The 23,111-nt window shown below is 30.8% G+C and carries 21 protein-coding genes; 11 read left to right on the top strand and 10 right to left on the bottom strand.

Annotation, left to right across the window (positions count from 1 at the left end; translation table 11 throughout):
- Nucleotides 1-27 precede the first annotated feature (27 nt).
- Together BXY80_RS11465 and BXY80_RS11460 are read left to right on the top strand one after the other, a co-directional pair.
- A complete protein-coding gene (locus BXY80_RS11465) occupies nucleotides 28-1,542 on the top strand; it encodes a GH3 auxin-responsive promoter family protein (protein WP_120202313.1) in 1,515 nt (504 codons plus the stop codon).
- A 135-nt stretch (nucleotides 1,543-1,677) separates the two neighbouring features.
- Nucleotides 1,678-2,913, top strand: coding sequence for a PD40 domain-containing protein (locus BXY80_RS11460; protein ID WP_120202073.1), 1,236 nt, complete (start codon nucleotides 1,678-1,680; stop codon nucleotides 2,911-2,913).
- A gap of 292 nt (nucleotides 2,914-3,205) precedes the next feature.
- On the opposite strand, the gene clpX is transcribed toward BXY80_RS11460, so the two are convergent.
- The 6 genes from clpX to BXY80_RS11430 form a co-directional block, all read right to left on the bottom strand.
- Nucleotides 3,206-4,438, bottom strand: a complete 1,233-nt coding sequence (gene clpX / locus BXY80_RS11455) for an ATP-dependent Clp protease ATP-binding subunit ClpX (RefSeq protein ID WP_120202071.1) — start codon at nucleotides 4,436-4,438, stop codon at nucleotides 3,206-3,208.
- A gap of 95 nt (nucleotides 4,439-4,533) precedes the next feature.
- Entirely contained in the window at nucleotides 4,534-5,208 is a 675-nt protein-coding gene (clpP, locus tag BXY80_RS11450; RefSeq protein ID WP_120202069.1) for an ATP-dependent Clp endopeptidase proteolytic subunit ClpP, read from the bottom strand.
- Between the two features lie 248 nt (nucleotides 5,209-5,456).
- A complete protein-coding gene (gene tig, locus BXY80_RS11445; RefSeq protein ID WP_120202067.1) occupies nucleotides 5,457-6,779 on the bottom strand; it encodes a trigger factor in 1,323 nt (440 codons plus the stop codon).
- Nucleotides 6,780-6,947: 168 nt separating this feature from the next.
- Nucleotides 6,948-7,295, bottom strand: coding sequence for a phage holin family protein (locus BXY80_RS11440; protein ID WP_120202065.1), 348 nt, complete (start codon nucleotides 7,293-7,295; stop codon nucleotides 6,948-6,950).
- A gap of 26 nt (nucleotides 7,296-7,321) precedes the next feature.
- Nucleotides 7,322-8,089: an alpha/beta fold hydrolase gene (locus BXY80_RS11435; RefSeq protein WP_120202063.1), complete on the bottom strand. Its 768-nt coding sequence runs from the start codon at nucleotides 8,087-8,089 to the stop codon at nucleotides 7,322-7,324.
- Nucleotides 8,089-8,802 carry a pyridoxine 5'-phosphate synthase gene (locus tag BXY80_RS11430; protein ID WP_120202061.1) on the bottom strand — a complete coding sequence of 238 codons (714 nt, stop codon included), beginning with the start codon at nucleotides 8,800-8,802 and terminating at the stop codon, nucleotides 8,089-8,091. The genes BXY80_RS11435 and BXY80_RS11430 overlap by 1 nt, the downstream gene beginning before the upstream one ends.
- 87 nt (nucleotides 8,803-8,889) lie before the next feature.
- Here BXY80_RS11430 and BXY80_RS11425 point away from each other — a divergent pair, with 87 nt between their 5' ends.
- The 8 genes from BXY80_RS11425 to murI all read left to right on the top strand — a co-directional run bounded on the left by BXY80_RS11425 (nucleotide 8,890) and on the right by murI (nucleotide 17,084).
- Nucleotides 8,890-9,546 carry a CBS domain-containing protein gene (locus tag BXY80_RS11425; RefSeq protein ID WP_120202059.1) on the top strand — a complete coding sequence of 219 codons (657 nt, stop codon included), beginning with the start codon at nucleotides 8,890-8,892 and terminating at the stop codon, nucleotides 9,544-9,546.
- 1 nt (nucleotide 9,547) lies between these two features.
- On the top strand, nucleotides 9,548-10,432 hold the full coding sequence (locus BXY80_RS11420) for an NAD kinase (RefSeq protein WP_120202057.1): 885 nt from the start codon (nucleotides 9,548-9,550) through the stop codon (nucleotides 10,430-10,432).
- A 99-nt stretch (nucleotides 10,433-10,531) separates the two neighbouring features.
- Nucleotides 10,532-11,221 carry a type IX secretion system protein PorG gene (porG, locus tag BXY80_RS11415; RefSeq protein WP_120202055.1) on the top strand — a complete coding sequence of 230 codons (690 nt, stop codon included), beginning with the start codon at nucleotides 10,532-10,534 and terminating at the stop codon, nucleotides 11,219-11,221.
- Between the two features lies 1 nt (nucleotide 11,222).
- The gene (locus tag BXY80_RS11410; protein ID WP_120202311.1) at nucleotides 11,223-11,963 is read left to right on the top strand and encodes an isoprenyl transferase; all 741 of its coding nucleotides are present in this window, start codon (nucleotides 11,223-11,225) and stop codon (nucleotides 11,961-11,963) included.
- Nucleotides 11,964-11,967: 4 nt separating this feature from the next.
- A complete protein-coding gene (gene bamA / locus BXY80_RS11405; RefSeq protein WP_394340463.1) occupies nucleotides 11,968-14,520 on the top strand; it encodes an outer membrane protein assembly factor BamA in 2,553 nt (850 codons plus the stop codon).
- A gap of 172 nt (nucleotides 14,521-14,692) precedes the next feature.
- Nucleotides 14,693-15,688, top strand: coding sequence for an OmpH family outer membrane protein (locus BXY80_RS11400; protein ID WP_120202052.1), 996 nt, complete (start codon nucleotides 14,693-14,695; stop codon nucleotides 15,686-15,688).
- 38 nt (nucleotides 15,689-15,726) lie between these two features.
- Complete coding sequence (locus tag BXY80_RS11395) at nucleotides 15,727-16,236, top strand: OmpH family outer membrane protein (RefSeq protein WP_120202050.1); 510 nt, start codon at nucleotides 15,727-15,729, stop codon at nucleotides 16,234-16,236.
- Between the two features lie 68 nt (nucleotides 16,237-16,304).
- Nucleotides 16,305-17,084 (top strand): glutamate racemase, encoded by a 780-nt coding sequence (murI, locus tag BXY80_RS11390; protein ID WP_120202048.1) that lies wholly within the window; start codon nucleotides 16,305-16,307, stop codon nucleotides 17,082-17,084.
- Nucleotides 17,085-17,161: 77 nt separating this feature from the next.
- Here the strand turns inward: murI and BXY80_RS11385 are convergent, their stop codons facing one another.
- The 3 genes from BXY80_RS11385 to BXY80_RS11375 are packed head-to-tail and all read right to left on the bottom strand — an operon-like array spanning nucleotide 17,162 to nucleotide 20,612.
- Nucleotides 17,162-17,674: a gamma carbonic anhydrase family protein gene (locus BXY80_RS11385; RefSeq protein WP_120202047.1), complete on the bottom strand. Its 513-nt coding sequence runs from the start codon at nucleotides 17,672-17,674 to the stop codon at nucleotides 17,162-17,164.
- Nucleotides 17,675-17,680: 6 nt separating this feature from the next.
- A complete protein-coding gene (locus BXY80_RS11380) occupies nucleotides 17,681-18,415 on the bottom strand; it encodes a LytR/AlgR family response regulator transcription factor (RefSeq protein ID WP_120202045.1) in 735 nt (244 codons plus the stop codon).
- A 1-nt stretch (nucleotide 18,416) separates the two neighbouring features.
- Nucleotides 18,417-20,612, bottom strand: a complete 2,196-nt coding sequence (locus BXY80_RS11375; protein WP_245977283.1) for a histidine kinase — start codon at nucleotides 20,610-20,612, stop codon at nucleotides 18,417-18,419.
- A 184-nt stretch (nucleotides 20,613-20,796) separates the two neighbouring features.
- On the opposite strand from BXY80_RS11375, the gene BXY80_RS11370 reads away from it, so the two are divergent.
- Nucleotides 20,797-21,954, top strand: coding sequence for a vWA domain-containing protein (locus BXY80_RS11370; RefSeq protein ID WP_120202043.1), 1,158 nt, complete (start codon nucleotides 20,797-20,799; stop codon nucleotides 21,952-21,954).
- Between the two features lie 52 nt (nucleotides 21,955-22,006).
- On the opposite strand, the gene BXY80_RS11365 is transcribed toward BXY80_RS11370, so the two are convergent.
- Entirely contained in the window at nucleotides 22,007-23,014 is a 1,008-nt protein-coding gene (locus BXY80_RS11365; RefSeq protein WP_120202041.1) for a PorP/SprF family type IX secretion system membrane protein, read from the bottom strand.
- Between the last annotated feature and the right edge of the window lie 97 nt (nucleotides 23,015-23,111).

Genomic DNA, 23,111 nt, shown 5'->3' with positions numbered 1-23,111 from the left:
TTTTTAGTTTTTAAAGATACTATAAATATGCCGATTCCCTTAGTAAATTCTATTGCTTCATGGTTCTTAAAAAAGCGATTTCATCAAATAGAATTGTTTTTAAAGTATCCTAATGAAGTGCAAAACGAATTACTTTTAGATCTAATCTCTACAGCTAAGGATACTGAGATTGGTAAACAATATGAGTTTAGTTCTATAAAAGATTATAAAACCTTTGCCGAGCGTGTTCCTGTTTCTTCTTATGAAGACTATCAAGATGTTATAGAACGTTCTCGAAGAGGTGAGCATAATATTTTTTGGCCGCAACCTATAAAATGGTTTGCAAAATCTAGCGGAACCACAAATGCTAAAAGTAAATTTATCCCTGTAAGCAGTGAGTCTTTAGAAGATTGTCATTACGCAGCAAGTAAAGATTTGCTTTGCATGTACCTAAACAATAATGAAGATTCTCAACTTTTTACTGGCAAAAGTTTGCGCCTTGGTGGAAGCAAGGAGTTATATGAAGAAAACGGAACTGTATTTGGCGACCTCTCAGCTATACTTATAGACAACATGCCATTTTGGGCAGAATTTAGTAGTACGCCTAGTAGTAAAGTATCTCTAATGAGTGATTGGGAGCATAAAATGCAAGCTATTGTTAACGAAACCATAAATGAAAACGTTACTAGTCTTGCTGGTGTTCCGTCTTGGATGCTCGTATTACTTAATAATGTTTTAGAAACTACAGGTAAAAACAGTGTATTTGACATTTGGCCTAATCTTGAAGTGTATTTTCATGGCGGTGTAAGTTTTGTGCCTTATGTAGATCAATACAAAGCCATTTTACCTAAACCTGATTTTAGATACTACGAAATCTACAATGCTTCTGAAGGATTCTTTGCAATACAAGATCAAAATAGTTCGAGTGAATTATTATTGATGTTAGACTACGGCATTTTTTATGAGTTTATTCCTATGAATACATACGGAAGTGAGTCTGAAAAAGTAATTCCTTTAAGCGAAGTAAAAATCAACAAAAACTACGCTGTTATTATTACGACCAATGCTGGTCTATGGCGTTATAAAATTGGAGACACTATTCGTTTTACATCAATAAAACCATATCGTATAAAAGTATCTGGAAGAACAAAACATCACATTAATGCTTTTGGGGAAGAGCTTATTATTGAAAATGCCGAAAATGCATTAAAAAATGTATGTCAAAAAACCCAGTCTGAAATTGTAGACTATACTGCTGCACCAATTTTTATGAGTGGAAAAGAAAAAGGCGCTCATGAGTGGTTAATTGAGTTTAAAAAGCCACCGCAAGACATTAATCATTTTAATCAATTATTAGACACTGCATTAAAATCATTAAACTCAGATTACGAAGCTAAACGCTTTAATAATATCACGTTAAATATGCCTAAAGTACATATTGCTAGAGAGCGTTTATTTTACGATTGGTTAAAGCATCATAACAAACTTGGTGGCCAACATAAAATACCTCGTTTGTCTAATAACCGCGAATATATTGATGAACTATTACATCTAAATTCATGATTTTTAACTGATTTTTTATCCTTTTCAATCTTTTGCCGAGTATTAGTAAACTTTTATCTAAAAAAAACACTAAAATTCTTCATCTAAACATTTAGGTTCTAAATTTAAAAATCTTTAATCCTAAATCCCTCAAATATGAAAACTGCAGCCCTCAGTATGTTTACAACTCTACTTTTATTTGTTGTATTATCTGTATCTAATAACAAAACCAATTCGACAAACAACTCTTCTACAAATACCGATCAGCTAAATGAAAGTGGTCTAAAATTTTATGTTCACAACTCAGATGTAAACACAAAATATACCGAATTAGCATCAACTGTTTTTAGAAACAAACTCATTTTAGTGTCTTCAAAAAAAATAGGTGGTCTTGGTAGCGGCATTGACAAAAACACAAATGAACCGTTTACCGAATTGTTTTGCCTAGACCTAAACAGTTATGGTACTGTATCAAATCCTCTACTATTTTCTAGAATTATAAATACAAAAGGAAACGAAGGTCAAATTGCTTTTTCTCCAGATGAACGAACTATGTATTTTACAAGAAGCTCAAGAGACAACTCAAAAAATTATCAATTATATAAAACTGTTTTAGAAAAAGATTCTAACGGAAAATGGATTAACGAGCAAGAACTTTATATAAGTAGTGCTAATTACTCAATAGAAAACCCCCATATTACAGCAGATGGAAAGCAACTCTATTTTTCTTCTAATATGCCAGGTTCTTATGGAGGTTACGATCTTTATGTTTCAGATATAAATGAAGATGGTTTATTAGGTGAGCCAAAAAATTTAGGAGAGATGATAAATACGAGTTTAGATGATAAATTTCCACATCTTTCTAAAGATGGAAAAAAATTATTTTTCTCATCTAAAGGGCATAATACTATTGGAGGCTTTGATGTTTTTGTTAGCAATATTGTATTTAACACTTATAAATCACCTCGAAATTTAGGAACCGGAGTAAACTCTAGTGATGATGAAGTTGCTTTTCTTTTTATAAATGAAGACAAAGGTTTTTTCTCATCTAATAAAAATAATGCACAAGGTAGTTTTGATTTGTACCGATTTAAAGCTAATACCATTTATCAAAATATAGAAGGTATTATTGTAAATGATGTAGACCAGCCAATATCTAACGCTACAATATTATTGCTTGATGAAGAAGGTAATGAGATAGAACGACAAACCACAGGAATTGATGCATATTATAACTTTAAAATAAAAGCTTTTGAAAATTACTCGTTAAAAATACTAAAAAGTGGTTTTGAAAATTCTGAATTTGTATTTTCTGCAAATCAACATGAACAAAAAACATATAAAGAGATTCATAAATTGTCTGAAACTAGCTCAGTAATTACTAAAAAATAATGTCTGTTTTTTATAATATCGATGAACTACATTGTAAAACTACCACATAACGAGTATTTACGAGTGTTCGTCCAAAACTAAGTTTAGTCGTTTTATTCTTACATAAATGCTACTATATTTACAGAAGTAATCCCAATAAAATAATGTCTTTGGAGTTATTAAAATTTTAAAGATAACAGCATACAATATTAGTTTACAAAATTGTTTTGCAATATTAATTTAAATCCGAATAAATAAAAACCACTCAAAAAGAGTGGTTTTATTTTTTCTATTAGCAAATTATATTTTAAGTCTAAGACACAGCCTTAAGCTTTTTAAGTGTTGTTTTTGTAAGCTTAGTTTCTGCATATGATTTAGTAACATTAAGTTTCTTTTCATCTGCACTAGGCATCTCAAACATGGCGTCTGTTAGAATCTCTTCGCAAAGTGAACGTAAACCTCTTGCGCCTAATTTATACTCAATAGCCTTTTTAACAATAAAATCTAAAGCACCTTCGGTAATAGTGAATTCTATTTCATCCATTAAGAATAACTTCTTGTATTGTTTAATAATTGCATTTTTAGGCTCAGTTAAAATAGCTCTTAATGTATTTGCATCTAACGGATCCATATGCGTTAATACAGGAAGTCTTCCTATAATTTCTGGTATTAAACCAAAATCTTTTAAATCTTTTGGAATAATGTATTGTAAGATATTATCGTTATCTACTGCCTCATCTATTTTTGAAGCACTATAACCAACCGCTTGCATATTTAATCGTTTTGAAATAACGCGCTCTATACCATCAAATGCACCACCAGCAATAAATAAAATATGCTCGGTATTTACTTCTATAAACTTTTGGTCTGGATGCTTACGACCACCTTTTGGCGGCACATTAACAACAGTTCCTTCTAATAACTTTAATAATGCTTGTTGTACGCCTTCACCAGACACATCACGCGTTATTGATGGATTGTCACTCTTACGCGCAATTTTATCTATCTCATCAATAAAAACGATACCCTTTTCTGCCTTTTCTAAATTATAATCTGCAGCTTGTAATAAACGTGTTAGTATACTTTCTACATCTTCTCCAACATATCCAGCCTCAGTTAATACTGTTGCATCTACAATAGCTAAAGGAACATTTAACATTTTTGCAACCGTTTTTGCCATTAAGGTTTTACCTGTTCCTGTTTGCCCAACCATTATGATGTTACTCTTTTGTATTTCAATATCATCATCTGTTGGTGGCTGCAATAAACGTTTGTAATGATTATATACAGCAACAGACATCACTTTTTTGGTATATTCTTGACCAATTATATATTCGTCTAAAAACGTTTTTATTTGCAGTGGTTTTCTTAGCATTAGTTCTGAAGACAACTCAGTGTTTCCACTTTGTTTAGATTCCTCAATAACAATACCATGTGCTTGCTCAATGCAGCGATCACAAATATGTGCATCTAAACCTGCAATTAACAAATTGGTTTCTGGTTTTTTTCTACCACAAAACGAACATTCTAATTCTTCCTTTGCCATTCTCTTTAGTTAAAAGTGAAAAGTTAAAAGCGATAAGTTTATAGGAAAACTCTTGGTATATCCCTTTTAACTTAAATCACTACTTTTTTATTTTTCTAGTTACGAGCTAGTACTTCATCAATCATACCATACTCAAGCGCTTTATCTGCTTTCATCCAGTAATCACGATCACTATCTTCATAAACTTTGTCGTATGATTGCCCTGAATGTTTACTAATTATTTTATAAAGTTCTTCTTTTAATGTTAAAATCTCTCTAGCAGTAATTTCAATATCACTAGCTTGGCCTTGGGCACCTCCTAAAGGTTGGTGAATCATGACACGAGAATGTGTTAATCCGCTACGTTTTCCTTTTGCTCCAGCGCACAATAAAACTGCTCCCATTGAAGCCGCCATTCCTGTACAAATTGTTGCTACATCTGGTTTAATAAATTGCATTGTATCATAAATACCCAATCCAGCATAAACACTTCCTCCTGGCGAATTGATATATATTTGAATATCTTTTGATGCATCTGTACTTTCTAAAAACAATAATTGTGCTTGAATAATATTTGCAACTTGATCATTAATTGCTGTTCCCATAAAAATGATACGATCCATCATTAATCTAGAAAACACATCAAAAATTGCAATATTCATTTGACGCTCTTCAATAATGTTTGGCGTTAAACTTTGTGGATACATACTACTCATTATTTTATTATAATATGTACTGCTTATCCCTTGGTCTTTTATTGCAAATTTTTCAAATTCTTTTCCGTAATCCATATATTTTTTTGAATGATTTAATATTAAATAAAAAGCGTAAAACTGTACAGTTTTACGCTCTAAATATACTAATTTATTATGTAATGACGATACCAGTTGCTCTTTAAGCTTACAGTAATAAAACGCACTTTTCACTTTCTATTTCAATAGAAAAAGAAACCGTAACTAAGGCTATGCTTTATTTTTATATTTCATATAAAATAAAAATCATCATTTTCCTTTACAGCAAAGCTAAATAGCAACTGGTATTAACTGTAAAACTCTTTAACAAAATCGTCGTAAGTAATCTCTTTTACTTTCAAGTTTGCTTCTTTTTTATACAAGTCTAATAATTTTTGACTCATTAACTGCTCAGACAAACGTTTTACTTCGTCTTTATTCGATAAAATTCTTGAGGCAATGCCATCTAATTCTTCATCTGAAGAATTCATTTGACCAAACTGCGCCATTTGTACTTTTATCATTTCTCTAGCATGAGCTTTTAAATCGTCAAACGATACTTGAAGACCATGTTTTTCAATTAATTTACCTTCAATTAATTGGTAACGCATACTTTTTTCAGACTTTTCATATTCTTCTTTAGCTTGATCTGCATCAATAACTTCTTCGCCTGCTGTTTGCATCCATTTTTGTAAAAATGAAGCTGGTAAGTCGAATTTTGTGTTTTCAACCAAACTCTCAGTTACATCATTTAATAACTTTTGATCACCTTGTTGTGCAAATTGTTTTTCTGAATCTTCTTTAATTTTTTCTTTAAGCTCAGTAACAGAAGTTACAGTTCCTTTTCCGAATAACTTATCGAATAATTCTTGATCTAAGTCTGCTAATTCTCTTGAGTTAATTTCGTTTATTGTAAAATTAACTTCTATATCTAATCCATGAGCATCATCATGAGACACTTTTAAAAAGGTCATTAAATCATGATCATCGTTAAATAATTTTTTAGTTTTTAAAGTTACAACGTCTCCAACTTTAGCACCAATAAATTGTTTCTGGGTAGTTTTACCTTTAAACTTATCTAGCGTAATCATCGTTGAATTGTTAATCTCTTTTTCTGCATTTTCAAAAACACCAGTAATTTCTGAATCTTTTGCTACTACAGTTTCAGAAACAATTTTACCATATTGTTTTCTGATATGCTCTACTTGATTGTCTAGCATTTTATCATCTGCAACAATATTATATTGTGTGATTGCTTTTTTGCTTTTTAAGTTTACTTCAAACTCAGGAGCTAATCCTAATTCGAACTCAAATGAAAACGCATCGGCATCCCAATCTAAATCATCTTGTGGTTTTGGTAATGGATTACCTAAAACATCTAGCTTTTCTTCGGTTAAATATTTGTTTAACGCTTCTTGCAAAAGTTTATTAACCTCATCTACCAATACGGCTTTTCCGTATTGCTTCTTCACCATAGACATTGGTACATGACCTTTTCTAAAACCTGGAATATTTGCAGATTTACGGTAATCTGTTAATATTTGCTCTACTTTATCGCTATAATCTTCTTTAGCGATATCTACTTTTACAACTGCATTTAATGCATCAATGTTTTCTCTTGTAATATTCATTATTCTATACTATGAAATGAGTTTCCTATAATTTCCCTTTAAACTAAAAGGCTATTTAACGAATTCTATCTGACCGCTATTAAAAATAAAACGAACCGATAAAAATTGGGCTGCAAAAATACAACTTTTTTTGCAACCCAACAAGGTTTTAAATTGGTGAATATTAGTCTATTTCTTATCTGCTTTTAAAACTGAATATAATATGGATTGGAGTACACATAATAATATACTAAACAGCATTGCCATCCATATACTGCTTACAGAAAATCCATCAATTAGTTTATCGGCTAATAAAACAATAAGAGCATTTATAACTAGCATAAATAAACCTAGCGTTACAATAGTAATTGGTAGTGTTAAAATTACTAAAACTGGTTTTACTAAAAGATTTAATATAGATAATACAACAGCTACTATTATTGCAGTGGTATAGCTGTCTACATAAATACCATCTAACAATTTAGAGAGAACAACAACCGCAACTGCATTTAATAAAAGTCTAATTATTAGCTTCATAATAATAAAATTTATATCTAAAGATACTATTCTGTAATGAAATGTAAAACTTCATTGAAAAAATCAGCAGGGTTTTCTGCATGCAACCAATGGCCTGCATTACTGATAGTTTTAATGCTTGAGTTTGCAAAATGACGGTTTATAAGTATTTCGTCACTTACTGCAATATACTCAGACTTATCACCTCTTAAAAACAATGTTGGCTTGTTAAATTTTGCATGTATTGGCAAGGCTTCACCAACTTCTGCAACATTATCTTTTAGCACATCTAGATTAATACGTAATGCTAATTGCCCTTTCTCTATCCAATATAAATTTTTAAGTAAAAACATACGTGTCCCAACTTCAGAAACATAATTTGACAACACTTTGTCTGCTTCTCCTCTACTTTTTAATACATTAAAATCTAATGCGCTTAAGCCTTCTAATATAGCATCATGATGTATTGGATAAAATCGTGGAGAAATATCTGCGACAATTAATTTTGAAACTAATTCTGGATATTCTGTAGCAAACAACATTGCAGTTTTTCCTCCCATAGAATGTCCAAGAAGAATGATGTCTTTTAAACTATGCTCATTACAATACGTTTTTAAATCCTCTACTAAAACCTCATAGTTAAAGGTTTGGTCATGAAAACTACGCCCATGATTACGCTGATCTATTAAATGCACTTCTAGGTTTTGTTCGCTAAACTTTTTACCAAGTGTTTTCCAATTATCACTCATGCCTAAAAACCCATGAAGAATTACAAAAGCCTGACCTTCTCCAAATATATTTGAATGTAAATGCATTATTTTAATTTATGAAGATACATTTGAATTACATTTTCGATACCTAAGTATAAACTTTCAGAAATTAAAGCGTGACCTATTGAAACCTCCAATAATCCTGGAATATGGTCTTTAAAAAACTTAATGTTTTCTAAAGACAAATCGTGTCCTGCATTAATTCCTAGTTCAAGTTCATTGGCTAATTCCGCACATTTTGTATAAGGTACTATAGCGTCTTTATTTCCCAAGCCATATTGATGCGCAAAAGCTTCTGTATATAGTTCAATACGATCAGTTCCGGTAGCTTTCGCTCCTTCAATTTGCTTAACCTCTGGATCTACAAATATTGAGGTTCTAATTCCGTTTTGTTTAAAAGCTTTAATAACATCAATCAAATAATCCTTATGTTTTATAGTATCCCAACCTGCATTGCTTGTTATAGCGTCTTCTGCATCTGGCACCAAAGTTACTTGCGTAGGTTTTACTTCTAAAACCATATCTATAAATTGTTGTATTGGATTACCTTCTATATTATACTCGGTATGCACAACAGGTTTTAAATCGTAAACATCTTGATAGCGAATATGTCTCTCGTCTGGTCTTGGATGAATCGTTACACCTTGAGCACCAAAATTTTGAATATCTCTTGCAAATTGAATTAAATTTGGAACATTGCCTCCTCTAGAATTTCTTAACGTTGCAATCTTATTGATATTTACACTTAACTTAGACATATAGCATTTTTTAAAGTACAAAAATACAAAGTAGAAGATGCATTTTGTAGTTATTTTTAATTAATTTGCAAGAGATATAGAAGTATTATGCCATTACAACATTTTATAATAAACGATATAAAACCACTTACAATTGACGATAAAATAAGTGAGTTAAAATTACTTTTTAATGAATTGACTTATTCTCATATTCCTATCAAAAAAGATGGTATGTATTTAGGTTGTGTATCAGAAACTGATGCACATTGTTTTGATAATAATATTTCTATAGCTGAATGCAATTATGCTATTGAAGATTTTTTTGTTAGATCCAACACAAATTGGTTGGATGTCTTAGAAGCTTTTGCTCAAAACTCAACCAATATAATGCCTGTTTTAAGTAGTAAGAATACATATTTAGGCTATTATGAGCTTAATGATATTATTGGTTTATTTAATCAAACACCATTTTTCTCAGAACCTGGTGGTATTTTAATTGTTGAAAAAGGATTACAAGATTATTCATTTAGTGAGATAAGTCAGATTGTAGAATCTAACGACGCTAAATTTTTAGGTGCTTTTATTTCAAAAATTGAAAGTGATGTGGTACAAATAACACTAAAAATTGGCAACACTGGTTTAAATGATGTCATACAAACTTTTAGACGTTATAGCTATAATATTGTTTCTGGACATGAAGAAGATACTTACATTGAAAACCTTAAAGATCGCTCTGAGTATTTAAGAAAATACCTTAATATGTAACATGAAAATAGCTATCTACGGACAATATTACCACAACAATACACAATCGAGCATTGATACTCTTCTTAACTTTTTAGCATCTAAAAATGTTAGTGTTTACATTGAAAATGATTTTTTCAATATGGTTAAAAACAAATCAAGTATTTCTATAACTAACACACCATTTAAAACATTTAAAACTTTAGATAATACCTACGATTTATTAATTAGCATCGGTGGCGACGGAACCATTTTAAGAGCAATAACACATGTTAGAGATTTATCAATACCAATAGTAGGAATTAATACAGGACGCTTAGGGTTTTTAGCAACTATACAGAATAATCAAATTGAAGCCGCTATAGATGATATTTTAAATGGCGACTACAAAACTACTGAACGGACACTTTTATGTGTAGAAACTCAGCCTGAAAATGAAGACCTATTAGAAACTAATTTTGCACTTAACGAAATTGCAGTAAGCAGAAAGAATACAACCTCAATGATTACGGTTGAAACACATTTAAATAACGAATACCTTACTTCATATTGGGCAGATGGCTTAATTATTTCTACTCCAACAGGATCTACAGGATACTCTTTAAGTTGTGGTGGCCCAGTTATTACTCCAGATGCCAACAATTTTGTTATTACGCCTATTGCTCCTCATAATCTTAATGCAAGACCTTTTGTTATACCAGATGATACAGAAATCCGTCTAAAAATTGATGGTCGTGAAGAGCACTATTTAATTTCCTTAGATTCAAGAATTGCCACTTTGCACAACTCAACCATTGTAACAATTAAAAAAGCAGATTTTAATATAAAAATGATTGAATTAACTCACGAAAGTTTTATCGACACGCTCCGTAAAAAAATGCTTTGGGGCGAAGACAGACGCAATTAGACAATAAAACCCTATAAATACTGTTTATCTGTAATACAATTTGCCTCAAATTATAATAGGCAAATCATATTTATTATATTTGCAAACTTTTAAAAATTTATGAGGTATTTAATCTTATTTTTATTTAGTATGGTTTTATCACAAACTGCTCAATCTCAAATCTATGAAATTGGTGGTTTTGCTGGTGGAAGCAATTTTATTGGTGATGTAGGTGCCACAAATTACATTTCGCCTAACAGTCCTGCTTTAGGTCTAATTTTAAAATGGAATAGAAGTCCAAGACATTCTTGGAGAGTCTCTATAATATATGCCGATTTAGAAGGAAAAGATAGTAAATCAGATGATCCAAGACGAGTAGAAAGAGGTTATAGTTTCGATACTAGTTTACTAGAAATATCTGCTGGAATGGAATTTACATTCTTCGATTTTAACTTACACGGCAATGGCAATAAGTCAACACCTTATTTATATACTGGCATTACTGCAGCTAAACATGATAATTATTTCTTTAGTTCAACAGGTAGATATACTTCAGAAGACACTAACAGTTGGGCATTTGGCATTCCAATGGTATTAGGCTTTAAAACCACAATTACTAACCATATTATTTTAGGAGCAGAAATTGGTGCTCGCTATACATTTTCAGATGAGATTGATGGCAGTGTTCCAGATGCTGAGTTTAGAGAATCTTTAAGCTTTGGTAACACCAATAGTAATGATTGGTATGTGTTTTCTGGCTTTACATTAACCTATACATTTGGTAAAAAGCCATGTTATTGTAATTTTTAAAATGAATATAAAAGACCAAATACAAAAAGACAGATTACCAGTTCATTTAGCAATTATAATGGATGGTAATGGTCGTTGGGCAAAACAAAAAGGAATGCTCAGAGCAATTGGTCATGAAAACGGAACTAAATCTGTTAGAGACACTGTTGAGGCTTGTGCAGAAATTGGCATAAAACACTTAACACTTTATGCGTTTTCTACAGAAAACTGGAATAGACCTAAATTAGAAGTTCAAACGTTAATGAAACTTTTAGTAAAGTCCCTAAAAAAAGAAATTAAAACACTTCAAGACAACAATATAAAGCTAAATGCTATTGGCAATCTTAATGACCTACCAAAAAAAGCACAAGTAGAGCTACTTGAGGTTATAGATAAAACAAAAAACAACACACATATGACGCTAACTCTTGCTCTAAGCTATGGTTCTAGGGAAGAAATAGTTAACGTTATAAAAGAATTAACTAATAAAGTTAAAAATAATATAATTTCTGTAGAAAACATTGACGAATCAATTATAAATAAGCATCTTTACACGCGAAATTTACCAGATGTTGATTTATTAATAAGAACTAGTGGTGAAAAACGTATAAGTAATTTTCTTTTATGGCAAATTGCTTATGCCGAATTATATTTTACAGATATTTTATGGCCTGATTTTAAAAAACAGGACTTATATAAAGCTTTGATAGCTTATCAAAATAGAGAACGACGATTTGGAAAAACAAGTGAACAACTTAGCTAACAACATACTTTTGAAAACATACATTAACTCCCTACTTTTTGCATTAATTTTTATTTTTTCTAACATCTTAATTGCTCAAGAAACAAAATTTAATAATGGGAAATCTTACGTTATTGAGGATATCACAGTAACAGGCAACACTTCATTTAGTTCACAAACCGTTATAACATATTCTGGTTTAAAGAAAGGACAAACTGTTGTAATACCTGGTGAAAAAGTTAGTAATGCCATAAAAAAGCTATGGAACTCAAATTTATTTAGCAGTATTGACATATACTTAACTAAAGCCGAAGATGGTAAAGCTTTCTTAGAAATTAATTTAATTGATCTTCCTGAATTAAACAACGTTACTATTGAGGGTATAAAAAAATCTAAAAAAGAAATTTTAATCAAAGAAAATAAGCTAGACAAAGGAGCGAAAGTAACAGAAAACCTAATTACAACAACAAGAAACTACCTTACAAATAAATATAAAAAAGAAGGTTATCTTAACTCTAAAGTAACAGTTAACACTTCTGAGGTAACTAATGATTCTATTGAAAAAAGTAGAGTAAACATGTTAGTTTACATAGACAAAGGCGAAAAAGTAAAAATTGATAAAATAGTATTTAATGGCAACGAAAAGCTTTCAGATAAAAAACTTAGAAAAGCCATGAAAAACACAAAGCAAAAAAACCCTATTCGTATTTTAAAACGCTCTAAATATATAAGAAACGACTTTAAAGAAGATTTAGTAAGCATCATAGATAAGTATAAAGAGAATGGCTATAGAGATGCTAGAATTATATCTGATACTATTATTAAAAAAGATGACAAGACCATTACCTTAAATATTAATTTAGAAGAAGGAGAACAATATAAATTTGGTAAAATAACTTTTGTTGGTAATAGCGTTTATACAGATCAGCAATTACATAGTGTTTTAAGAATCAAAGAAGGCGCTACTTATAATGGTGTAGAATTAAGAAAAAGAATTGCTGACGATTCTAAACCAGATGCTGTAGATCTTACTAACATGTACCAAGATACTGGATATCTGTTTTCTACTATTAATCCTGTTGAAGTTAGCGCAGACGGTAATGTAATTGACATGGAAATTAGAATTTCTGAAGGTAAACCGGCATACTTTAACAACGTTACTGTAAAAGGAAATGACAAAACAAATGACCATGTTATCTATAGAGAATTAAGAACAAAACCAGGTCAACTATACAGAAAGAGTAATGTAATTAGAACGGTTAGAGAGCTTGGTCAACTTGGCTTTTTTGATGCTCAACAAATTACACCAGATTTTAAAAACTTTAACCCTAATGAAGGTACTGTTGACATGGAGTACTCTGTTGTTGAGCGTGGTGCAAGTCAAATAGAACTACAAGGTGGTTATGGCGGTGGTGGTTTTATTGGTACATTAGGTTTATCATTTAATAATTTTTCTATTAAAGATATCTTTAAAAAAGAAGCCTATAAGCCAATCCCTTCTGGTGACGGTCAAAAACTTGCATTAAGACTTCAAGCATCAAGATTTTTTCAAACATATAGTTTTTCATTTTCAGAACCTTGGTTAGGAGGCAAACGCCCAGTACAATTATCAACTTCTTTATCACATACTAAACAATTTTTATATGACCCAGTAAGCAGAAATGCAGACAAAGACAGACGTTTTAATATTACTGGAATCTCAGTTGGGTTAGCAAAACGTTTATCTGTACCGGATGATTATTTTACTTTATCGCAATCTGTAAGTTTTCAACATTATGATTTAAAAAATTATAATACAGGTCTATTTACATTTGGTAATGGCTACTCAAACAATTTATCATATACTGTTGGTTTAAGTCGAAGTAACACATACACAGACCCAATATATCCAACTGGCGGATCTAGTTTTTCTATTAGTGCAAAAATGTCTTTCCCATATTCATTATTTAACAACGTAGATTACAAAGCGTTAAAAGAAGAAAGAGAAAGTTTAGACCCAAGAGATACAGATGATTTTACTCGAATTGGAGAAATAGACCAAGAGCGTTACAATTGGTTAGAGTTTTACAAAGTAAAATTTAAAGGTGATTGGTACACAAAAATTGTAGAAAACTTAATCATTAAATCTGGTGTTGAATTTGGATTTTTAGGTGCTTATAATAATGATAGAGGTATAATTCCTTTCGAGCGTTTCTTTATAGGTGGTGATGGTTTAGGAAACTATTCTCTAGATGGTAGAGAAGTTATTCAATTACGTGGTTATCCAAATCAATCATTATCGTCTCAAGATGGTGGTACTATTTACAACAAATTCTCATTAGAGTTACGTTACCCAATTACACTAGGTGCTCAAGCAAAAATTTATGCTTTAGGGTTTTTAGAAGGTGGTGCATCATTTGATAATTTTAGAGACTATAACCCATTTGACATAAGTCGCTCTGCAGGTTTAGGGATTAGAATATTTATGCCAGCTTTTGGTTTATTAGGAATTGATTTTGGTCACGGATTCGATGCGCTTCCTGGGCAAACAATGAAAAATGGATGGGAAACCCACTTTATAATTGGACAACAATTTTAACTTTGGCATGATATTTTCTAATAACACAATAACGATTTAGCCTTAGTGTTAAAATTTTTCAGAATATATTTCGTTAATTTGGGAAATAGAAACACAAATGATAGAATCGCAATTAAAATCTGTCATTTTAAAGTTTTATAGAGAATATCAATAAATCATAAAATACAAACAGATGAAAAATAAAGTTCTTTTTTTATTGACAATTATAGGTCTAATGAGCTTTGTTTCTAATGCACAACGTGGTGTTAGAATAGGTTATATAGATACTGAGTATATTTTAGAAAATGTTCCAGAATATCAACAAGCTTCTTCTCAATTAGAAAGTAAAGTCCAGAAATGGAAAACTGAAATTGAGAAACGACTAAGCGTTATTGATCAAAAGAAAAAACAACTAAATAGCGAAAGTGTTTTATTAACTAAAGAGTTGTATGCAGAACGTCTTGAAGATATTTCTTATGAAGAAGCAGAAATTTTAGATTATCAACAAAAACGTTTTGGTCCAAATGGTGATTTAATGATTCAAAAGCAACAATTAATTCAACCCATACAAGATCAAATATTTGCAGCAGTTCAAGAAATTGCAGGAAATAAAAAATATGATTTTATATTTGACAAATCTGCAGATGTAGTTATGCTTTACTCAGCAGAACGTTTTGACATTAGTGAATTAGTTATACGTAGTATTACTAGAGCATCTAAAAGAACTCAGGCTAAAACAAAAGCAGAACGCAAAGCTGCAGACAAAGAAGAAGTTGTACCTGTAATAAACAAAGAACTAGAAGAACGTCAAAAAATAGCTGATGATAAAAAAGCAGCTCGTGAAGCTGCAGTTGCAGAACGTATAGAGAAACAGAAAGCAAGACGAGACTCTTTAAAAAATGCAGCAGCAGAACGTCGCCAAAAGATACTAGATGAGAGAGCTAAAGCAAAAGCTGCTAGAGATAGTATAAAAGCAAATGTTACTAGTACTAAAAATGAAGATGGTAGTACAAAAACTCCAGCTCAAATAGCTGAAGATAAGAAACGACAAAAATTAAAAGATAGAGAAGCTAGACAAAAAGCTTTAGAAGATAGAAGAAATAAAATATTAGCAGATAGAAAAAAAGCTAAAGAAGAACGAGAAGCAAACAATAAAAAAAATGATTCCGTTCCAGACGATAATAACTAAAAACAATTAATATAACACGTAATACAAATTTTTTAAAAATGAAACAGTTTAAAACCCTTTTATTTGCCGCAGTACTTTTTATTGGAGCAACAAGTTTTTCAGTAGCACAAAGTAAAATTGCGCATATAAATACAACTCAGTTAGTTGAGGCAATGCCAGAGATGAAAGCTGCTAAAGCGGAGATAGAAAAACTAACTAAAACTTATGAAGCAGACATTAAGACTATGGCAACTGAGCTTCAAAACAAAGTAAAGCAATACCAAGCAGAAGTAGACACTAAAACAGAAGAAGAAAATGCTGCTAGAGGTCAAGAAGTACAAACGATGGAACAAAGTATTCGTCAGTACCAAGGTCAAGCGCAACAAGATCTTCAAAAGAAAGAAGCAGATTTACTAAAGCCAATTTTTGAAAAAGCTAAAGCTGCTATCGATAAAGTATCTAAAGCTCAAGGATTTCAATATGTACTAGATTCTACTCAAGGTGGTGGTGTTTTAGTAGCAGACGGGAAAGACCTTTTAGCAGATGTTAAAAAAGAATTAGGATTCTAAAAAAACATTTACACGAAATAACTATTAAAAAAGCCACTTTACCTAAGTGGCTTTTTTATTTTTGTAATATGAGTATAAAACCTATTGGCATATTTGATTCTGGTATTGGAGGCACATCTATTTTTAAAGAGATAAAAGCACTTTTACCTTACGAGCATACTATTTATTTAGCAGATAGTAAAAATGCACCTTATGGCCCAAAAGACAAAGCGCAAATACTAGAGCTCTGTAAAAAAAATACAGAACTTCTTTTAAACAAAGGTTGCAAGCTCATAGTTGTTGCTTGTAATACAGCAACGACAAATGCTATAAAAACACTTAGAGAAGCGTATGATGTCCCTTTTATAGGCATTGAGCCCGCAATAAAACCTGCTTCTCTACAATCTAAAACTAAATCTGTTGGTATTTTGGCAACTAAAGGCACGCTATCGAGTGAACTATTCTATAAAACTACAGATTTATTTAGCAATGGTATAAATGTAATTGAACAAACTGGAGATGGCATTGTGCCGTTAATTGAAACAGGAAAAACAAATTCTGAAGAAATGAAAACGCTTTTAGGAGTTTATCTTAAGCCAATGATTGCTTCAGATATTGACCATATTGTTTTAGGTTGTACACATTATCCATATTTAATTCCGTTGTTAAAAGATATGTTACCAAAGCATGTAAAGATTATTGATTCTGGATTAGCAGTAGCTAAACAAACTAAAAACATTCTAGAACAAAACAATTTATTAAATACTGAAGTTCTAGATGCTACTAATTTATTTTACACCAATGGTAATGTTGCAATTTTAGATGCAATTTTAGAGCATAATTTTAATGTTTCCTATTTAAATTTTTAGTAAACGTAAAACGAGTAAAGCTACGAAGTATAAAGAAGTGCTAAAGCTTGTTAAAAGAAAAGAGAAACACAAAAAGGTTACTTAAACCAGCTTGAATATTCTACATAATTATCTGCAATCCGCTTAATTTCACCATTAATAAGTTCTGCACTAATATCTTTTACTTTTTTAGCAGGAACGCCTGCATATATGCTTCCGCTTTCTACAACTGTATTTTTAGTAACTACAGCTCCAGCAGCAATTATACTATTACTTTCTATAATACAATCATCCATTACAATACTTCCCATACCAATAAGCACATTGTCTTTAATTGTACAGCCATGCACTATCGCGTTATGACCTATTGATACATTATTACCAATAGTTGTTGGAGATTTTTGATAGGTAGCATGAATTACTGCACCATCTTGCACATTAACCTTGTCTCCTATTTTAATAAAATGCACATCGCCTCTAATTACTGCATTAAACCAAATACTACATTGCTTGCCTATGGTTACTTCTCCAACTATAGTTGCGTTTTCTGCGATATAGCAATCACTTGGTATTAGAGGAGATTTTCCGTTTACTGGTTTTATAATTGGCATGTGTTACTATTTAAAATATGATAATAAATCTGATTTTTTAGAAGCCGAGACCATAATCTGTTTCCCATTACTTAGCATCACGCTTCCTCCTTTTCCTTTTATGTATTTAGTAATTTCATTAACGTTTACTAAATAAGATTTATGAACTCTTGCAAAGCTACTACTGCTTAAAGCTTCTTCAAAATATTTTAAAGTTTTACTTACCAGTTTCTTTTTATTAGTGTTTAAATAAATCTCTGTATAATTATCGTCTGCTTTGCAATACAATATATCTGATGTATTTATAACCTCAAAACCGTCTTGTTGCGGAATTGTAATTTTACCACTAACTGAGTTTGTTTTTGGCACTAGTACTTGATCTTGAAGCGCATCTTCTTTGGTTTTAATTTCGGTAACATAATCTACAGCTTTTATAAGTTCATCTATAGAGATTGGCTTCATTAAATAATATGATGCGTGTGCATTTAAAGCTTCAATTGCGTAATGATTGTAAGCTGTTACAAAAATAGTTTCGAAATCTACATCACCAACTTTATCTAACAAATCAAATGCATTACCATAAGGCATTTCTACATCTAGAAATACTACATCTAAATCATGGTTTCTAATAAGAATTAAAGCTTCTTCTACATTAGAAGCTTCACCCAATACGTCTACATTTGGGCAGTATTTTTTAAGATAATTTCTTAAAATAGCTCTGCTTGTTTCTTCGTCTTCAACGATGATGGACTTTAGTTTCATTTTAATCTTTTTTAAGCGTTACAACTACTTTAGTTCCTGTATCTTCTGCATCATGAAAATCGTCAATAAAAACATCGACTTTATCCTTATACATTTCATTTAAAATGGCAACACGTTTTTTAATATTGCCCATGCCTTTAGAGTTTTGCTTCTGTTGATTTTCTGTCTTAAGTGCTTTTGAACGTTTACGACCAATACCATCATCTGTAATAGTTATGGTTAACTCGGTTTTGCTTTTTTGAGCAATAGCAATATTTAAATGCCCTTTTACTGTTTTATAACGCAAACCATGCCAGACCGCATTTTCTATATAAGGCTGTAATAGCATAGGCGGAATTTGAAACTCGTTTACATTAATAGCATCTTCTACAACTATGCTATACTCAAACTTGTCTTTAAAACGAAAATGCTCTAATTTGGTATATAACTCCAATAAGTCTATTTCCTTTTGAAGCGGGATAAAATCCTCTTCGCTATTTTCGAGAACCGCACGCATTAAATATGAAAAATCAGACAAGTATTTATTTGCTGTTCGTTCATCATTTGATGCTATAAAACTATTTACAGAATTTAAAGCATTGAAAATAAAATGAGGATTCATTTGGCTTCTCAAAGATTTTAATGCCAATAAATTATTTGCAAATTTTTGCTGCTTAATATATTTAAACATAAAATAAGCTGTTACCAATAAAAGAATAACGCCTCCAATAAGTGAATAAATAATAAGCTGTTGGCTTTTGTTACGCTCAGAAGTTAATTGGTACTTACTTTCAGAAAGTTCTCTATCACTTTCTAAACTTGTAATACGGTTTTGTTTTTCGTTTAAATTTCTTCTAAAACGATCAGCCTGTGAGAGTTCTTGTTCTCTTTTAATATATAACTCATCAACTGTAGCTGTATATTCTTTATATGTGGATAAAGCTTTTTTATAATCTCCGGCATCTACATAAACATCTGAGAGCTTTCGTGTAGCATCTTTTTTTACAATTAAATCTTCTTTTAAATCTGCTTCTTCAATACTTTTTTCAAGATATGGAATCGCACTATCAAAATCCTTTTGCAAAAAATACGCTGTACCAATTTTATAGTTTTGCTTTTGTGGTGTTATTGCACTTGCATTATCAATTACAGAATCTGTTTCTATATCTTTTATATCATCTAACGACTCTTTACGAAGTTTAATTTCTTCTTCATAGTTTTGATTTAAATTATTAAACTCTGCAACCGTAACTTTCTCTTTTACAGCTCGTGTTTTATTTTCTTGTTCTGCTAAACTCAAAGAATTAGAAAAAAAACCTTCAGCTTTTGTTGTTTGTCCAGCAGCATTATAGGCTTGAGCAATTTTTGAATTTAAATCTGTGATTTTAGGTGTAATTAAATGCTTTTGCGCAATATCTAATCCCATTAAATAGGAGTTAATAGAAGCCTTAAAATCTTTTATACTTGAATACGTATCACCAAGACCTTCATATAATGTTGTTAGTTGATAATTTGATAAATCTTTCTTTTTAATTGCATTATAAGTCTCTATACTTTCCTGGTAGTTTTTATTACTTTGGTACGCTTTAGCAAGTTTTAATTTAACTTCATTAGTTTCATAATTCTGAAGACTAATTCTATAATTAGTAACTGCTAAATCATATTGTTTCCATTGAAAATAAACATCTGCTAGTACTTCGTAAGCCTCAGCATTTTGTTTAACAGAACCACTTAGTGGCAACGCATCTGCAACAAACTGAATGCTCTTTTCTGCATCTTTTTTTAAATACGTTGCTGCAGAATCCACTAACGAATTAAAGGTCTTACTATCAGATCTTGATTTATATAATCTTTGATTAGATGAAGGTATGTTTGGTTCTACTTCAATTGTAACCCTATTATCATCTTTTATAGTATAATAAACAGTTTCAAAATCTTTATGACGCACAATAAGTTCGTCTCCTTTTTTAGCTTTAATTCTAAAAGTGCCATCATCATCTGTCATTGTGTAAGCACCTCCATTTACTTCTATATTCACCTTAGAAATTGGTTCATACGTATCGCTTTCTCGTACCAAACCTCTAATTGTAAAAGTAAGATTCTCAACTTTTTTGTTTTGTGCTTGAGATGTGGCTTGCTGAAACGACAAGCTTACAAAAAAAATGATTATATATTTAATTATAAATCTCATATCTACTTCTAAAGAATAAACATACATACTTTAATTGGTTAATTAAAATCTAAAGATTTTACAAAGCACTAATTATAAGTCCAAAATGATGGCTTCACTCATTAATTAAGCCTTTTCACTCATCCAAAACTATGAGTTACGCATTACTGCTTTTTATTAAAAAAAGATGCTTATAAGTTTACTGTATTAATCAAAAAAACATGTAAAAAATATGAAAACGTTTTTAAAAACTACAGCACTAAGTTTATGCTTTATTGGGTTTTTGTCCTGTAATGCAAACAATAAAGCTAAGCTTGAAAAAGATTTAGCTTTAGTTAAAACCACAAAACATACTGCTAGCAAACAATTTATTAAAGTTGCGCTTTTATTAGATACCAGTAATAGTATGGATGGTTTAATAGACCAAGCAAAAGCTCAACTATGGGAGATTGTAAATGAATTATCTTACGCTAAATGTGATGATGCTAAGCCCAATTTGCAGATTGCCTTGTATGAGTATGGTAATGACCGATTAAATAGTGATGAAGGTTACATTCGTCAAGTCTTAGCTTTTAGTGATGATTTAGATGAAATTTCAAAGCAACTATTTTCATTAACTACAAATGGTGGTAATGAGTATTGCGGACATGTTATAAAAACATCTCTCAATCAATTAAAATGGGGAACAAATAAAGATGATTTAAAACTCATTTTTATTGCAGGAAATGAACCCTTTACTCAAGGTAATGTCAACTACAAAACAGCTACAAAACTTGCACACAACAATGGCGTTACTGTAAATACTATTTTTTGCGGAGATTACAATCAAGGCATCTCAAGTTATTGGAAAGAAGGTGCAGACTTAGCACATGGTAATTATATGGCAATAAACCACAATCAAGCAACAACTTATGTTGCTTCACCGTATGATGATAAGATTTTAAACTTAAATAAAAAACTTAACAGAACATATGTTGCTTATGGATCTATTGGTTCGCAAAAAATGCAACTACAAGCTGAACAAGACACAAATGCACGAGGTTATAGTAGTGCTAATGCTGTTAGCAGAACAGTAAGTAAGAGCTCTCATTTATATAAAAATTCAACTTGGGATTTAGTTGATGCCGAAGCTGAAAAGGAATTTAAATATGAAGACTTAAAAGATTCAGATCTACCTGAAGTTTTAAAAGGAAAAAGCAAAGCTGAAATAAAAAGCTACATAACAAAAAAACGTGCAGAACGGGTTGCTATTCAAGAAGAAATTCAACAATTAAATTTAAAGCGTAAAGATTATATCTTAAAGCAACAAAAGAAAGGAGAAAACGGATTAGAAAGTGCTATGATAAAAGCTATCAAAACTCAAGCACAGAAGAAAAAATATAAATGGTAAATATTTTAACTAGTAATAAAAAAAGCCTCGATAAATATCGAGGCTTTTTTTGTTAATTTACATTAGGACAATCACATTCATATTTCTCTCGTCTACAATTAAAGTTATAACCAAGAGTTAATTGATGAAAACCACCATTATTAAATACAATTGAATTTGCTTGATATGAATATGTATAAGCAAAAACAAAACTATTATAATCTACACCAACAAAAGGTGTAAAGTATTGTAATTTTTGGCTACTTACTCCAGAACCATCTAAAAATTCTGCACCATCAAAGCTTCTTCTATAAGATAATCCTCCCCAAACTTTACCAAAATCCATTTTTTTATACACTTTAGCATTAATATCTATTGAAGATTCTTTAGTTGCATCTCTATACATATACATTATTGAAGGCTCATAACTCCAATCACTTCTAAACTTATTAAAAGTTTGCCCTGCTGACAGTAAATATGTTCTTAAGTTATTATAACTTAATCCTTGTTCATTAAAGTTAACACCATCATTTTTAAGTACATTCTTTATTGTTGCGTGCGCATAGAAATCAATAAAGTGGTAAGAAAAACCAAAGTCAACATTGAAATTAGTTGCGCTTTGCTCTACCCCAGCAATAATAGGATCAAATCCATCTGCTAAAAACTCTGTTTCATCTAATTTATATTGAATAAAACCTGCGCTTAATCCAAAAGATAACATATTTAAATCAATCTCATTACGAGAAAACATTAAATGATGTGCATATGTTAAATAAGCGCCTGTTTGTGAATGATATCCATTTTTGTCATTATAAACAATGCCTCCTACTGCAGATTGAGAATCTCCAATACGACCATTAATACTTAAGGTTTGAAGATTTGGAGCTTCTTCTTGTCCAAACCATTGTTGTCTAGCTGTCAATCTTACTTTTGCACAATTTGCTACACCAGCCATTGATGGATGGATTAAGTAATAATTATCTGTTAAATAATCTGAATAAATTGGTAAGCCTTCTTGGGCAGTTCCAATTTGTGTAAATAATGTTAAAATTGCTATTAAACAATACTTTTTTAAATTCATATCAATTTATCTTTTCAGGGTAAAATGGGCTTTAAATTCTTTTTTATCACCTGTATTAGGTTCATTATATTCTACTACAAACCAGTAATCACTTGTT

This window comes from Ichthyenterobacterium magnum (genome assembly GCF_003610635.1).
Lineage (GTDB): Bacteria > Bacteroidota > Bacteroidia > Flavobacteriales > Flavobacteriaceae > Ichthyenterobacterium > Ichthyenterobacterium magnum.
This window is presented reverse-complemented; position numbering and strand designations above follow the sequence as displayed.